Genomic DNA, 15441 nt, shown 5'->3' with positions numbered 1-15441 from the left:
ATATGGTAGTTTTTATATACGATAAGACTTTTGAAGGATTGCTCACAGCCGTTTTCGATGCGTATTCCCGTAAATCGTTTCCGGATGCGCTGAGGATGGAAGGAGAGCCGTTGCCTCTGTTCTGTGAGGAAACGGTTACTATATGTTCGGACAGCGAGAAAGCAGACCGGGTATGGAAAGGGCTTGAAAAGAAGATATCGAAACTATCGTTGTCGGGTTTGACAGTCTCCTGGCTGTCGGAGCTGCCGGAGGTCGATATGCTGTTGTTCCGCTATATCCGCAAGGCGCTTGACCATTCGAAATCTATTGAGATGAATTTCGGTGATCCTGATGTACTACAGATATCCAAGGTCTGGAAGAAAGTAAGCAACGAACGTCTCCGCATCATGCAGTTTCTCCGTTTCCAAAAGGCTTTGGACGGCACTTACTTCTCTGCCGTCGAGCCTATATATAATGTATTGCCGCTTGTCCTTCCGTATCTGAACGATCGTTTCGGCGATCAGAAATGGCTGATCTACGATATGCGTCGGGAGTATGGCTATTATTATGATCTGAAAGAGACGATTGAGGTTCGTTTCGAGCAAAAGGAAGAGCATCTGTTATCCGGCTTCCTTAATGAGAGCCTGATGGATAAAGATGAGAAACTGTTTCAGCAGATGTGGAAAGAGTATTTCAAGACGATTGCCATCAAAGAACGTATCAACCCGAAGCTTCATCGCCAGCATATGCCGGTGCGTTTTTGGAAGTATATGACGGAAAAGCAATAGGGGGCGAAGCCCGTATAAATAGACTTAGATCTTTTTATAGGATACTAAAGCATTGATCTTTTTTAAGAAAAGTAATTAAATAAACAGCATAGTTCTAGTAGAACTATGTTAATAATGTTTGCCAAAGATAAGTATAACTCCTCAATAAACAAAGGGTTGAGAGGTTTGGGGCAAAATATATGAAATAAGAATATTTATCATAATAAATACAAGGTTGTTGATTGTCAGTTGTTGTGATTCCATAGTTCTACTAGAACTAATCTAATCCATGCTAGTATGCAGAACAAACTGAAAGGGTGGCTCGTCGACAACACCGTAACTGCCGACAATCTGACTGACAAGATTTTACAACTGGAATCAAATGGAAGTGCCGGTATCGATGACATTATCAAAGAAATGCGTGAAGAAGACACCGGTCTGCGTGAGGAGACGCTTCGCCACTCCATTTCATTGTACAACCGAATCATAACCCGTCTTATTCTGAACGGAGTAAGTGTGAACACCGGCCTCTTCTATGCCGTGGCCCGCCTGACGGGTGTTGTGGAAGGAGGCGTATGGAATAAGGAAAAGAACTCCATCTATGTCGTTTTCAACCAGGGCAAGGAGCTGCGCGAAGAAATCGCGAAGACCAGCGTGGAAATACTGGGCGAAAGATCGAATATCATGTATATCCTTGAAACAGAAGATCGCAAGACGAAGCTTCGCGACGGTAGTGCAACGGCTGGCCGCAACCTTTTTGTACGCGGTGCGATGCTGAAGGTCGTAGGCGACAACGAAGCAGTAGGTGTCACGCTGACCGACTCGAAGGGTGTAGTGACGAAATTGGACGAAGATATGATTACGGCAAACAAACCATCTGAGTTGACCTTGCTAATCCCCTCTGAACTGACTAATGGCGAATATACGCTGACGGTAACTACACAGTATGCTTCCAGCTCACTTCTCAAATCGCCGCGCAGTGCATCGACTACACTGTGGATCGGCGGCAAACCGAAAGATGATGATGACGACGACGACCGTCCGGTCATCGAATAACCTATTTAAGTTTGGCGAAGGTGCATCGCCCGTCCAGGCGGCACACCTTCGCCCGACCAGGCGATGAGGTTTCGCCCGATCGGGCGATGCATCATCGTCAAAATGGGATGAACAAATAACCAATATAACAATGAAACAGCATAACAACATTAGTATGAGTAAATATTACAAGAATCGCATCACGGGAATGGGCGCATGGGTCGTCGCATTCCTTTTTTTATGCCTGCCGGTGTCGTGGGGGGAAGAGACGGAAGAAATAAAGGAGACCTTCTATGTGGACGACAAATCGGTCGTGATTGAAGAGAGTGGCACGTATCGGATTACGCAGCGGGACCTGAGTAAGACAACGGGAAATAATATAACTGTAAAAACGGGTTTGACAGTGACAATCTATTTGAGGGATGTGAATATTGAGTCGAGTAGTTGTCCATTTGATATACAAGGGGATGCAAGTGTAAACTTGTGGCTGGAAGGGGTGAATAAGTTGAAGGCAACGGGCGACTACAATAACCATCCAGCTCTTCGCTGTGAAGGAAGCGCTTCGCTGGAGATAGATGGAGCGGGGGAGTTGACGGCGACTGGGTGTGATTATGGTGCCGGTATTGGTGGTGGTCAGTATGGTTCTGGTGGAACCATTACGATTAATGGTGGTGTTGTGACGGCTATGGGTGATTATGGTGCCGGTATTGGTGGTGGTTATACCGGTTTTGGTGGTGGTTATAAAGGTGGTTCTGGTGGAACCATTACGATTAATGGTGGTGTTGTGACGGCTACGAGTACTGATAAAGGTGCCGGTATTGGTGGTGGTCGGTATGGTTCTGGTGGAATCATTACGATTCGTGGTGGTGTTGTGACGGCTACGGGTGATGGTGGTGCCGGTATTGGTGGTGGTTATGGTGATAGTGATGGTGATGGTTATGGTGATAGTGGAATCATTACGATTGATGGTGGTGTTGTGACGGCTGAGAGTAAATATGGTGCTGGTATCGGTGGTGGTAATCGTGGTGCTGGTGAAACCATTACGATTGAGGGTGGTGTTGTGACGGCTACGAGTAAGAATGGTGCCGGTATTGGTGGTGGAGGTCGTGTAAGTGCCACGGGTGTTGGTGGTGCTGGTGGAACCATTACGATTGAGGGTGGTTTTGTGACGGCTACGAGTACTGATGGTGGTGCCGGTATTGGTGGCGGTTTTGATGCTGCTGCTGGCACTTTCTCTACTGGCGAGAGTGGTAATGCTTTTATTATAGCAAGTAGTATTGGGAATGACGATAATACTGATGCTTGGAGCGGTGTCATCCTAAAAGGTACATACAGCGGCAAGGTTTATGGCAACCCAACGTCGCTTCCTGAAGGCGTGATAACCATCCCCGAAGGCAAAAACTTAGAAGTGGAAGCCGATAAAACGCTTACTATCGGAGAAGGGACAACGCTGATATTGGAAGAGGGGGCGAAGGTTACGAATAAAGGTAAGATTACGAATAATGGCGTGCTGGCAGTGGCTGGGACGCTGGAGAAAGGTGGCGGCTCTCTATCTGACACCGAGGAACTAGGGAATTTATATAAATTAGATAATGGTACTATAACCGGTTATAGTTGCGTGGAAGGCGTCCTCCTCACCTTCGATGGCAACGGCGGTTATATAGACTACCGGGAGCAAAAGCAGGTGGTGGCGGCGAAGGGCGGTGAAGTGACTGCGCCTACGGAGCTTTGGCGCCCTGGATATACCTTTGCGTGGTGGAGCAGTGCTGATAATGACAGGACTGAAGTACTACTGTCCTCAGAAGCCAATAACACCTATTACGCCGTATGGAAATACAATCCGACTATCTCGGTGACGGGGCAGGATGCTTCTTATACTTATGGAGATGAGTTAGATATAAAGGTTAAGGGCAAAGTATGGAACGACGGAGGAGAAATAGAATGGGTAGATATTACTCCCGCTGATTTACCGAAAAACGCAGATGATCATTCTGAAGCATTTAGTTGGCAAGACGATTATAATACAGAACTCAGTACTACAATCGAATATGAGATTGCTCCGAAAAATTTGACGCTGAATATCCCCAAGCAGGAGTTGTATAGTGGAGAGGAACTTTATTATACAGTAGGAGAAAATGAACTTGTTGGGAGTGAGAAGCCGATATTTAAAGATTTACAGACTGGCAAAGTTACAGATAGTAATATTAGTGATGAAGGTGAAAATCGTTTCAATAAGAGTAATTATGATATTACATTGCCACAGGAAAACGGTGAAGTGACAGTTAATGAACTAACGCTGGTAGAAGCCTATGCAGCGGAGGCAGAAGAGTTGGCAGAACCAGTTGATGGTTGGCATAAGGAAGGTGAAATATTTACGCTTACACCTTCTGAGGGTTTCCAAATATCAGCAACAGAGGGTGAGTGGGCAGAATCAGTGACTTTGTCTTCTCCTTATACCTATTATTTAAAACGTATAAGAAATATAGATGAGGTAGATAATAGAACAGCTTCGTCGGGGCTACAAACACTACCTGTTCAGATTGATAAAACAGCTCCGGCAATCGAGATTAAACAACTTGATGGTTTGAATGTCTCTGTCACGATTACTGACGATGAGAGCGGTGTGGCTTCTTATACCTATCAATGGGATGAAGGCGCATCGGAATCAGTAGCTTATACGGGCGAGCCTATCACACTGACGGCTCCCTCTTATGGCAAGCACAAGCTTACGGTGACGGCTATTGATAACGTAGGTAATACTTGTAGTCTCGAAGAAGAGCAACTTACCTTTGAAAAGCCGCGCTACAAGATCACGCTTGCAACTGATATTACCGGCGGAACGATTGGGGCTGATAAGGGCGAAGCGGCAGCCGATGAAACTGTCACTCTCAGTTATACAGAGCATACCAACTACGACTTCGCCGGCTGGACGGTGACGAATACGGGGGGCGACGAAACTGTGTCGGTTGATGGTAACAATCAATTCATCATGCCAGACTATGCCGTTACCGTCTCCGCCAGCTTCCGTTATAATCCACCTTATGTGCCTGAGCCTACGCCAGTCTACTACACCGTCACCCTTCCCGCCGTGGAAGGTGCAACCACCGACCCGGCAGCGGGTGAATACGAGGTAGAATCGTGGGGCAGCTTCGGTTTCTATCTTACCCTTGCTGCCGATTACGACCAGTCGAAGCCGGTAGTAAGCACCAGCTGTGGCGAAACAATCGAGCCACGTGCCAGCGATGGCAAGTATGTTATCCGTTACGTGCGAAGCGATTTGGAGATCCGCATCGATGGTATTCAAAAGAATCCGGATCCGGTAGCCAATGAACGGATTGAGGCTGAAACAATCGAAGTCCGTGGCGGCGAAGGTTGTCTCTATCTGCGCCTGGGCATGCGCCGCGAAGTATATGTCTATACCTTCACCGGCTCGCTTATTCGTCGCTTCGAAGCCGCTCCGAACGACAGTCGCTGGACGTTGCCCGAAGGTAATTATATCGTGCAGGTGGATGATAAAGTATATAAGGTAAGAGTGAGATAGGGAGGTACTTTATAACTATTCGATGGGAGTAGGAGCTTATATGATTGCTTTTACTCCCATTGTTTGTTTATGGAATTGGAAGTCACAAATTGTGACCTCCATTTATTTCTGCCAAATCTCCCAAGCCGCAAATGCCTGCAAGAGCAGCATTTCGAGCCCATTCTTGACGACGGCCCCTTTTTCTTTTCCCTTCTTCATGAAGAGGGTTTCATCGGGGTTGTATAACAAGTCGTATAATAAATGGTTGGGTGTGAGCAAATCGTATGGAATATTAGGACAATTGTCTACATTGGGGAACATTCCCAGCGGAGTTGTATTGACAATGACCGTGTATTGCTCCATCGTTTTGGCTGTAATTTCTTCGTATGTAATGCAGTGTTCTTTTGGTTTGCGTGATACCAAAGTGGCGCCTACTCCCAGTTGTTTCAATCCCTGGAAGACAGCTTTGGAGGCGCCTCCGGTTCCGAGGATGAGGGCTTTCCGGTGCGTTTCATTCAGGAAAGGTTCGATCGACTGCTTGAAGCCGATGATGTCGGAATTGTAGCCGATCAGCTTTGTTCTTCCGAAAAGACCTTTAGTGAACTTGATCACGTTGACAGCACCGATCAGACGTGCATCTTCATCCAGTTCGTCCAGAAAAGGAATAACCTGTTCCTTGTAAGGGATCGTTACATTCAGACCTTTTAAGTCCGGGTTTTCTTTCAATACTGTTTTGATGTCTTTGATGTTCGGGATCTCGAAGTTTACGTATTGAGCATTTATTTTTTCCGCCTCAAATTTCTGATTGAAATAAGTTTTGGAAAACGAGTGCCCGAGTGGATATCCCAATAAACCATATTTCTGCATAGCCTTCTTCTTTTTATGTTTAATTTGTATGGGCAGTTCGCGAACTGCCCTTACTGGGCGAACTCTCCTTACTGGCTGTATATAATGAACAAATTCCAAAAGTAAAGGTGCGAACCCGTGCCTCGGAGAATCCCCGGCGAATGAGCAGTTCTTTCATCACCTTTCCTTGCGGAACTACTTTGATAGATGCCGGTAGGTAGCTGTAAGCAGCCTTTTCTTTCGAAAATAACCGGCCGATGCATGGAATGATCGTCTTTGAATAGATCTGGTAAAGTTGTTTCATCGGAAAATGTTCCGGTGTGGAAAGTTCGAGGATCATCAGATGACCGCCGGGTTTTAATACCCGGAACATCTCTGCTATCCCCTGTTCGATATTTTCAAAGTTACGTACTCCGAATGCAGCAGTTACGGCGTCAAACGAATTGTCGGGGTAGGTGAGCGCCGTACAGTCCTGTTGTTCGAATGATATATATTCCGAGTAACCGGCTTTTGCTACTTTTTCGCGTCCGACCTGCATCATGCCTTCGGAAATGTCGGCCCCGATGATCTGACGGGCTTTCAATTTGCGATGCATGGAAATAGCGAGGTCGCCGGTTCCGGTGGCGATATCCAGTATAGACTGCGGAGAAAAAGGACGCAGGAAAGCAATGCCTTTCCTGCGCCATATTTTATCGATTCCGAACGAGAGCGTATGGTTCAATAGATCATAGGTGCCTGCAATCGAGTCGAACATACGTCTGACTTGTGTGCTCTTCTGTTCTTCTCCGTTGTAAGGTAATATCTGTTCTGAACCGTACTTCATATTCTCTTATTTATTTTTCAGATATTCTGTTACGTTCTTTTCGATGCGGGCCAACAGATTGTCTGTATCGCCTTTTTCGAATTTTTCACCGGTGATATGTTCGAATAACTCGATGTAACGTTCGCTGATACCTTCGACGATAGCCGGAGTCATTTCAGGAACTACCTGTCCTGCTTTGCCCTGGAAACCATTATCCATCAACCATTCGCGAACAAATTCTTTTGAAAGCTGTTTCTGCGGTTCACCTTTGGCGAAACGGTCTTCATAACCTTCGGAATAGAAGTAACGGGAAGAGTCGGGAGTATGGATTTCGTCGATCAGGTAGATCTTACCGTCACGGTGTCCGAATTCGTATTTGGTGTCAACCAGGATCAGGCCGCGCTGTGCAGCGATCTCTGTTCCACGTTTGAACAATTCCATTGTATATTTTTCAAGTACGGCGTAGTCTGCTTCAGAAACAAGTCCCTGTTTCAGGATTTCTTCTTTTGAGATATCTTCGTCGTGAGCACCGATAGCAGCTTTTGTTGTCGGAGTGATGATTGGTTCCGGAAAACGTTGGTTTTCGCGCATACCTTCCGGCAGTTTGACACCGCAGATTTCACGAACACCGCTCTTATAAGCACGCCATGCACTTCCGCAAAGATAACCGCGTACGATCATTTCGACAGGGAATCCTTCGCACTGTACACCAACGGTAACCATTGGGTCGGGAGATGCCATTTTCCAGTTCGGGCAAATGTCGGTGGTTGCGTCAAGGAATTTGGCTGCAATCTGGTTCAACATCTGGCCTTTGTAAGGAATTCCTTCCGGTAATACTACGTCGAAAGCAGAGATACGGTCGGTTGCGACCATCACCAATACTTCATCGTTGATATTGTACACGTCGCGTACTTTACCATGATAAACACTCTTCTGTCCCGGAAAATTGTAATCTGTTTTAACTAACGCCTTCTTCATGACCAATTTATTTTTGATTGTTTTCTGATAGTTTGTTGTTCTTTTCTATTGTTGTTTTAGGCGAGTGGGTCTTTGTCTCACTGCGTCGTTTATCGTCGAATTTGTCGTACGCTTCCACTATACGTTGTACCAGCTTATGACGGACGATATCTTTCTTGTCGAATTCGATCCTGCCGATCCCTTTCACTCCCTTCAGTATCTGCATGGCCTGCACCAGCCCGGAAGTGGCAGTAGGAGGAAGGTCTATCTGGGTGACGTCACCGGTAACGATCATTTTTGCGTTCATCCCCAGACGGGTCAGGAACATTTTGATTTGATGCGTAGTCGTATTCTGTGCTTCATCGAGGATAATAACGGCATCGTTCAGCGTACGTCCGCGCATAAAAGCCAGCGGGGCGATCTGGATGACGTTATTTTCCATATATTCTTTGAGTTTCGCTCCCGGTATCATATCCTGCAAAGCATCGTACAGCGGCTGGAGATACGGATCGAGCTTGTCTTTCATCTCTCCCGGTAGGAAGCCCAGTTTTTCTCCGGCTTCAACGGCGGGACGACTCAGAATGATCTTTCTTATTTCTTTATTTTTTAATGCTTTGACGGCAAGAGCGATAGCAACGAATGTCTTACCTGTCCCGGCCGGACCGGTGGCAAATACAAGGTCGTTCTCTTCAAAAGCCTTAACGAGCAGTTGCTGGTTTTCGGTACGGGCAACGATCGCTTTACCATTCATACCGTGAATGATCAGGTTCTCCTGTTTAACGACTGTCGGGGCCTTTCCTTTGATAATGTCGAGAATCACATCTTCTGTCAGGGAGTTGAACTCTTCACAATATTTTTCAACTTCGCGGATTTTCTTCAGGAATAGCTCGGACTCATCTTCATCACCGATTACTTTCATTACATTTCCGCGGGCTACGATGCGAAGTTTCGGAAACAACGTTTTTATCAGTTGCATGTTCGCATTATTCACTCCGTAAAAAATAACCGGGTCTACACTTTCAAGAATATATATTCGTTCTATCATCCGTTCTTTTCCTTTTTTCTTATAGTTTTAATGTTCTATCCTGCTTTTTATTCAGGTACGCAAAATTAGTAATATTCTTTGTCTCCTAAATATATTCGGGCTTTTTTTTGAGAATAACTAGCGGAACATTTCTTTTAGCTTCCAGTCGTCTTGCCTGCAATCCCATATAGCATGTATTTCGATGAGGTCGGGACTGATCGTATAGATCAGCTTATAATGTTTTTCGACAACAAACGAACGATAATTTTCAGAGAATTCGCTTAATAAGGGTTCTGATGGACCTGCTTGTGGAAAAGTCTTCAAAGGTTCGGTTGAATCGAGTAACCTGTTGTATAAACGAATGGCAGCGGATTTACTTTTCTTGCAGTAAAAATTGTAAATCTCATCAAGTAAGGTTATGGCATTATCAGACCAGGCTATTTCTCTTTGCATAGGGGATGTCTTTTACGTAATTCTTCTGTTGTCATATATCTCCCGTTGCGAAAGTCTTCCTGGGATTTTTTCAACACCTCTTTTAGTTCATCTATCGTCATTTGTGCCGGAAGACGTTCTGCTTTTTTGTGCGTGTGTTGGCTGATAAGATTTTTGATCTTATGCAACAATTGTTCGTCATCGATTTGCGTCAATTGTTCAATCAGTGAAAGTTTTAGTTCTAAAGTACTCATATCCATATTCTTTTATTTATGCTGTTCACAAAAGTACGAAATCTTTTCTCTCCTTATCCCGTAAGTCGGGTATTTTATCTATTTTTGTTTCCCAAAATCGGAAAAGAATGAGAATAGTTACAAATACAATATGTTTATTAGCCCTGTTAGTGGCAGTTAGTGCGTTCCCTTCCTGTAAAGAAAAACGTGGTGAGTTGAAAACCATCTGGTATAATGGTAGTTATAATCGTGATTTTAATGATTTGAATGATGTTCAGCTGGCGGTAGCACAAAAAATTGGTATTGAACCTATCAGCAACCGGGAAGAGGCCGAACATGCATCCAAGAAAATGAAAGAGATCAAAACCAACGATTACTATGAGGTAGAAGAACTGAAACATTCCATTCCTTACCTTATTCCTGAAGCAGCAGATTTGCTGGAAGATATCGGTCGCAACTTTCAGGATTCACTCTACAATCTGAATGCTTCTTTATATAAGTTGAAAGTAACGAGTGTCACCCGTACTGTCGATGATGTCAAGAAACTGGGAAAACGTAACTACAATGCCTCCATGAACTCTGCCCATCGCTATGGAACTACCTTTGATGTTTCGTGGGTACGCTATACTAAGATTGATGAAAAAGATACACTGAATATCGACAACGACCGTTTGAAAATGGTACTTGCGTCAGTGCTTCGCGATCTGAGACGAGAAGACCGTTGTTATATAAAGCACGAACGCAAGCAAGGATGTTTTCACATTACTGTACGGAAATAAGGTTGTCGATCACCTTTTTTAGCTCATGTTTGGGAAGTGTACCCAGCATGAGTTCTTTCGTTCCGTCCATTTTACATAGAAGAAGTGTCGGTATTGTGCGAATGTTGAATGCTGTCTCCAACTCTTCTTCGTTATCTACGTTTACTTTGTAGATATATAATTGTCCTTCATAAGTTTGTGCAAACTCTGCCAGTATCGGGTCTAGGCGTTTGCAATAACCACACCAAGGGGCCTGGAAATCTACGATACAAGGTTTATCTCCTATATATTTCCAGTCTTTTGGGTCAGCTTCAAAATGACCGACTTTCTGAATGAATTCTGCTTTTGTCAGTTCTATGGGTTTCATATGCTTTTTGTTTTAATTGATGATGCAAAGTTACATCGGATAGGTGAAGTATGAAATGGCAATATGACTTATATTATTGTCAATTTTCCGGAAGTAGTCTTTAGGGCTTTTTCTTGTTGTGCATGGCTGCTTCTGACAGGAAGGACAGTATCGTTTGTTTATGCGGACCTTCCAGTAGTATATAAATCAGTTCGGCGAATTTGATGGGGATCATTTCATTCTTTACTTCTTTTTCAAGTTTGCGATATAAATGGATGGAGTCGAAAAAGTTTCGGAATATTTTCTCTTTAGGGATAATATGTACTTCCTGACAAAAGGCCAGTTTATGTTGCTCGTTTAAAATATCGGTTATTCCGGGTAGTTTAAGGATATATTGTGCGGTCCATTGATTGAAAAAAAGGGCAAGCATGGAATAGTTCTGATTGCCGATGAGCTCCGAGGAGAAATAGGCTCCCGGAGCGATAAGGCACATTTCGCCTTCCTGTACGGATAGTTCGGAATCGTTATTCATCAGATGAAGCGTTCCTGATACTACATATACAATAGAATGATGTGTCAGGAAAGTGCGGATGTTTTCCCGATTAGATCTGGCCGAATGTTGTAATACTTTAAAATTATCTACTTCTCCGTTAAAAATACGCATGTTCTTTAAAAGATCCGGCAAGATAAAGTTCTCCACTGTCATCCTTTGCCTTTTGTGTTTACGATTCTGTCAAAGATAAGTCTTTTCCTTCTAAAACAATAGTGCTGTGAGTGTTAGAATCTCTTATTTTTTTAGATAAAAAGTATATTCATTACAATTAAAACAGCTGGATAAGAAGTAAACCAAGCAATACAGAAACGCCGGTCGCGATCAGTCCGGGAACCATAAATGAGTGATTTAATATGTATTTTCCGATATGGGTCGTTCCTGTACGGTCAAAATTGATGGCAGCCACTACGGTCGGATAGTTCGGAATGAAAAAGTAACCGTTTACTGCGGGGAAAAGAGCGATCAGCATATAAGGAGAGATTCCCAGTGCAATACCTAAAGGCAATAAAGCACGTACCGTCGCAGCTTGGCTGAACAACAGGATAGACATCAGGAAAAGAGCGATACCGAATAACCAGGGCATTTCAGTAACGATCTGTTCGATAGAGCCTTTCAGCTCCGCCATATTCCCTCCGATAAATGTATCTCCCATCCAGGCTATACCGAAGATGGCAACGACTGCTTGCATGCCGGCTGAGAAAACAGAACCTTGCACGGCTTTGATCCCATCGGTTTTGGTTACCAATAAGATAATAGCGGCTGCCGATAACATCAATATTTCAATAATGTAAGCCATAGACAAGGAAGTCCCGTTAAATACCGGACGGATGCTTTCGATAGAACCGAACAGGATAATACCGATCGTAGCTAGGATAAAAATGGCAACGGACCAGGCTGCCGCCTTCTTGTTATTAACGTCTTTCAATTCATATTTCTCCGTCTTGAATTCTCCTTCGGCGATACGTCTTTTGAATTCGGGATCGTCTTCCAGGTCTTTGCCGACATGGAGGGAGTAAAAAGCTCCGGCCAATACGCCTGCCAATGTACAAGGGACGGAGATCATCAGGATATTAATCAGGCTTATATCGAATCCGTGTCCGGCCAGCATACTTAATAAGGCTACGGTTGCAGCGGAGATCGGGCTGGCGGTAATAGCCTGCTGTGAAGCGATCACGGCAATACCCAGCGGACGTTCGGGACGTATTTTTGTTTCAGTCGCCACCTCGGCGATCACTGGAAGTACGGAATAAGCGACATGGCCGGTTCCGGCGATAAACGTAAAAATGTAGGTGACGAGCGGACTTAATATTGTAATTTTTGAAGGATTCTTCCGAAGGAGTTTCTCGGCCCATTTAACCATCAGGTCTAATCCTCCTGCGGCTTGCATACAGCTTGCGGCAGCGATAACAGCTACGATCATCAACATCACATCGATAGGAGGAGAAGTCGGCTCAAGGCCAAAAACAAAAGTCAGCACAGCCAACCCAAGGCCTCCCAGCACGCCCAGTCCGATACCGCCCAGACGAGCACCAATTATAATAGCAATTAATACGAATGCAAGTTGAATCAACATATTCTATAACTTCTTAATGTAGATTTAGTTTGTAAAGGCTACAAATTTAGTTATTTTTGCTGCGCTAAGAACTACAAATACATTTAAAATGCGCATGAAAAGATTCAATTCCCTAATTTTAGTCGCGTTATTAGGACTGGTAACTAACTTATCGGCCCAGGTCCGCAGTGAATTCCTGTTAGAAAAGAACTGGAAGTTTACTCGCGAAGATAACACCGACTTTATCAAACCCGCTTTCGACGACAGTAAGTGGCAATCCGTGACGGTTCCGCACGATTGGGCCATCTACGGTCCGTTCAGCTCCCAGAACGACAAACAGGAAGTGGCTATTTCACAGGATGGCCAGAAAGAGGCAATGGAACACGCCGGTCGTACGGGAGGTCTGCCTTTTGTCGGTGTGGGTTGGTACCGTACCCAGTTTGAGGTGCCCCAGTTTGCCGACGGGAAGAAGGCTACGATCCTGTTTGACGGGGCGATGAGCCACGCCAAAGTATATATCAACGGACAGGAAGTCGGTTATTGGCCGTACGGATATAATTCTTTCCATTTTGATATTACAAAGTATCTGAAACCGGGGCAGAAGAATACGCTGGCTGTCCGCCTGGAAAACCTGCCGGAATCTTCCCGCTGGTATCCCGGAGCCGGCCTGTATCGTAACGTGCATGTTATTGTCACGGAAGATGCCCATATCCCGGTTTGGGGAACCTTTGTAACGACACCTGTCGTAAAGAAAGAGTTCGCCAAAATAAATGTAAACACAAAGGTCGATTTGCCTGCCGGAGCCGATCCGAAGCAATATGCCGTGAAGACAAGCCTTCGCAACCCGAACGGAGAAATGCTGGTGGAGTCTACACTGCCGTTGACGGATATCGTTTATAATAACGGTACGGTCGATCAGGAGTTTATCGTGCATACCCCGACACTCTGGTCGCCGGATATGCCTGCCCTCTATGTGGCGGAAAGCCGTCTTTATAAGAACGGGACAGAATTGAAAGATACTTATTCGACTCCGTTCGGTATTCGTTCGATCGAGATCATTCCGGGTAAAGGCTTCTTCCTGAATGGCGAGAAGACTGTTTTCAAAGGTGTTTGTAACCATCACGACCTGGGTCCGTTGGGGGCTGCTGTGAATGATGCGGCTATCCGTCGCCAGATCCGTATCCTGAAAGATATGGGATGTAATGCGATCCGTACCTCACACAATATGCCGGCTCCCGACCTGGTGAAGGCTTGTGATGAAATGGGTATGATGCTGATGGCTGAAAGCTTCGACGAATGGAACGTGGCTAAATGTAAGAACGGTTACAACCTGTTCTTTGATGAATGGGCTGAAAAAGATATGGTTAACCTGGTTCATAATTTCCGCAATAACCCGAGTGTGGTTATGTGGTGTATCGGTAACGAAGTGCCGAACCAGTGGCGTGAAGGCGATGCCAAGATAGCCCGCTTCTTGCAGGATATCTGCCATCGTGAAGATCCGACCCGCCCGGTTACCCAGGGGATGGATGCCCCGGATGCTGTCGTGAACAATAACTTTGCAGCCGTGATGGAAGTGGCCGGTTTCAATTATCGTCCGTTCAAATATCAGGAAAACTATAAGAAACTGCCGCAGGAGATCATTCTGGGAAGTGAAACGGCTTCGACAGTAAGTTCACGTGGAGTTTATAAATTCCCGGTAGAACGTAAGGCGATGGCAGTTTACGACGACCACCAGAGCTCTTCTTACGATGTGGAACATTGCGGTTGGTCGAACCTGCCGGAAGATGATTTTATCCAGCATGAAGACCAGCCGTATTGTATCGGCGAATTTGTATGGACCGGTTTTGACTATCTGGGCGAGCCGACCCCGTATTACACTAACTGGCCAAGCCACAGTTCCCTGTTCGGTATCATAGACCTGGCAGGTATTCCAAAGGACCGTTACTACCTGTACCGCAGCCATTGGAACAAAGCGGAAAAGACGTTACATATCCTGCCTCACTGGACATGGCCGGGACGCGAGGGCGAAGTAACTCCGGTGTTCGTTTACACCAACTATCCTTCTGCCGAATTGTTCATCAACGGAAAGAGCCAGGGCAAACGTACGAAAGACCTGAGCATCGGTATCGACAGCAGTTATACCGAAGCTGCCCAGAAGAGTTTCGAACGTCAGAAACGTTATCGCTTGATGTGGATGGATACCAAATATGAACCGGGAACAGTGAAGGTGGTAGCCTACGATAAGGACGGTAATGCCGTAGCCGAAGAAGAAGTGCATACAGCCGGTAAACCTCATCATATCGAACTGAGTGCCGATCGTACCAACCTGACAGCCGACGGTAAAGACCTTTCTTTCATCAACGTACGGGTGGTGGATAAGAACGGAAACCTTTGTCCGGATGCTACCAACCAGATCAAGTTCAACGTTCGTGGTGCCGGAACATATAAAGCGGCAGCCAACGGTAATCCTGCCAGCCTCGAGTCCTTCCAGGCTCCGCAGATGAAATTGTTCAGCGGCCAGCTTACAGCAATTGTACAAACGGAAGAAACTCCGGGAACAATCTACTTCGAAGCTTCCTCACCGGGCGTGAAGAGTGCACGGATTGAGTTGATCAGCCGATGATTATTGTTTATATA

General features: G+C 45.3%; 14 protein-coding genes. 5 read left to right on the top strand and 9 right to left on the bottom strand.

The genetic code is table 11. The annotated features are described in order from the left end of the window. Window positions 1-2: 2 nt before the first annotated feature. The 3 genes from BQ7394_RS17025 (at window position 3) to BQ7394_RS17015 (ending at window position 5322) form a co-directional block, all read left to right on the top strand. Window positions 3-767 (top strand): TIGR03915 family putative DNA repair protein, encoded by a 765-nt coding sequence (locus BQ7394_RS17025; RefSeq protein ID WP_075558524.1) that lies wholly within the window; start codon window positions 3-5, stop codon window positions 765-767. A 276-nt stretch (window positions 768-1043) separates the two neighbouring features. After that, window positions 1044-1802 (top strand): DNA-binding domain-containing protein, encoded by a 759-nt coding sequence (locus BQ7394_RS17020; RefSeq protein WP_075558523.1) that lies wholly within the window; start codon window positions 1044-1046, stop codon window positions 1800-1802. Window positions 1803-1956: 154 nt separating this feature from the next. After that, a complete protein-coding gene (locus BQ7394_RS17015; protein WP_139317724.1) occupies window positions 1957-5322 on the top strand; it encodes an OmpL47-type beta-barrel domain-containing protein in 3366 nt (1121 codons plus the stop codon). 102 nt (window positions 5323-5424) lie between these two features. On the opposite strand, the gene BQ7394_RS17010 is transcribed toward BQ7394_RS17015, so the two are convergent. The 6 genes from BQ7394_RS17010 to BQ7394_RS16985 all read right to left on the bottom strand — a co-directional run bounded on the left by BQ7394_RS17010 (window position 5425) and on the right by BQ7394_RS16985 (window position 9616). Continuing rightward, a complete protein-coding gene (locus BQ7394_RS17010) occupies window positions 5425-6168 on the bottom strand; it encodes a shikimate dehydrogenase family protein (protein WP_075558521.1) in 744 nt (247 codons plus the stop codon). 19 nt (window positions 6169-6187) lie between these two features. Further along, on the bottom strand, window positions 6188-6970 hold the full coding sequence (ubiE, locus tag BQ7394_RS17005; RefSeq protein WP_075558520.1) for a bifunctional demethylmenaquinone methyltransferase/2-methoxy-6-polyprenyl-1,4-benzoquinol methylase UbiE: 783 nt from the start codon (window positions 6968-6970) through the stop codon (window positions 6188-6190). A gap of 6 nt (window positions 6971-6976) precedes the next feature. Continuing rightward, window positions 6977-7927, bottom strand: coding sequence for a phosphoribosylaminoimidazolesuccinocarboxamide synthase (locus tag BQ7394_RS17000; RefSeq protein ID WP_075558519.1), 951 nt, complete (start codon window positions 7925-7927; stop codon window positions 6977-6979). A 7-nt stretch (window positions 7928-7934) separates the two neighbouring features. Beyond that, window positions 7935-8951, bottom strand: coding sequence for a PhoH family protein (locus BQ7394_RS16995; RefSeq protein ID WP_075558518.1), 1017 nt, complete (start codon window positions 8949-8951; stop codon window positions 7935-7937). Between the two features lie 117 nt (window positions 8952-9068). Next, window positions 9069-9383 (bottom strand): type II toxin-antitoxin system RelE/ParE family toxin, encoded by a 315-nt coding sequence (locus tag BQ7394_RS16990; protein ID WP_075558517.1) that lies wholly within the window; start codon window positions 9381-9383, stop codon window positions 9069-9071. Beyond that, window positions 9368-9616 carry a hypothetical protein gene (locus BQ7394_RS16985; protein WP_075560088.1) on the bottom strand — a complete coding sequence of 83 codons (249 nt, stop codon included), beginning with the start codon at window positions 9614-9616 and terminating at the stop codon, window positions 9368-9370. The genes BQ7394_RS16990 and BQ7394_RS16985 overlap by 16 nt, the downstream gene beginning before the upstream one ends. 107 nt (window positions 9617-9723) lie before the next feature. On the opposite strand from BQ7394_RS16985, the gene BQ7394_RS16980 reads away from it, so the two are divergent. Next, entirely contained in the window at window positions 9724-10374 is a 651-nt protein-coding gene (locus BQ7394_RS16980) for a DUF5715 family protein (protein ID WP_075558516.1), read from the top strand. Here BQ7394_RS16980 and BQ7394_RS16975 read toward each other — a convergent pair. The 3 genes from BQ7394_RS16975 to BQ7394_RS16965 form a co-directional block, all read right to left on the bottom strand. Continuing rightward, complete coding sequence (locus BQ7394_RS16975; protein ID WP_075558515.1) at window positions 10358-10720, bottom strand: thioredoxin family protein; 363 nt, start codon at window positions 10718-10720, stop codon at window positions 10358-10360. The two genes, BQ7394_RS16980 and BQ7394_RS16975, sit on opposite strands and share 17 nt — an antisense overlap. A gap of 100 nt (window positions 10721-10820) precedes the next feature. Then, on the bottom strand, window positions 10821-11363 hold the full coding sequence (locus BQ7394_RS16970) for an AraC family ligand binding domain-containing protein (protein ID WP_235848767.1): 543 nt from the start codon (window positions 11361-11363) through the stop codon (window positions 10821-10823). A gap of 157 nt (window positions 11364-11520) precedes the next feature. Then, complete coding sequence (locus tag BQ7394_RS16965) at window positions 11521-12825, bottom strand: anaerobic C4-dicarboxylate transporter family protein (RefSeq protein WP_075558513.1); 1305 nt, start codon at window positions 12823-12825, stop codon at window positions 11521-11523. Between the two features lie 94 nt (window positions 12826-12919). Here BQ7394_RS16965 and galB point away from each other — a divergent pair, with 94 nt between their 5' ends. After that, window positions 12920-15427: a beta-galactosidase GalB gene (galB, locus tag BQ7394_RS16960; RefSeq protein ID WP_075560087.1), complete on the top strand. Its 2508-nt coding sequence runs from the start codon at window positions 12920-12922 to the stop codon at window positions 15425-15427. Window positions 15428-15441: the final 14 nt, after the last annotated feature.

The sequence above is a fragment of the Parabacteroides timonensis genome (genome assembly GCF_900128505.1).
Lineage (GTDB): Bacteria > Bacteroidota > Bacteroidia > Bacteroidales > Tannerellaceae > Parabacteroides > Parabacteroides timonensis.
This window is presented reverse-complemented; position numbering and strand designations above follow the sequence as displayed.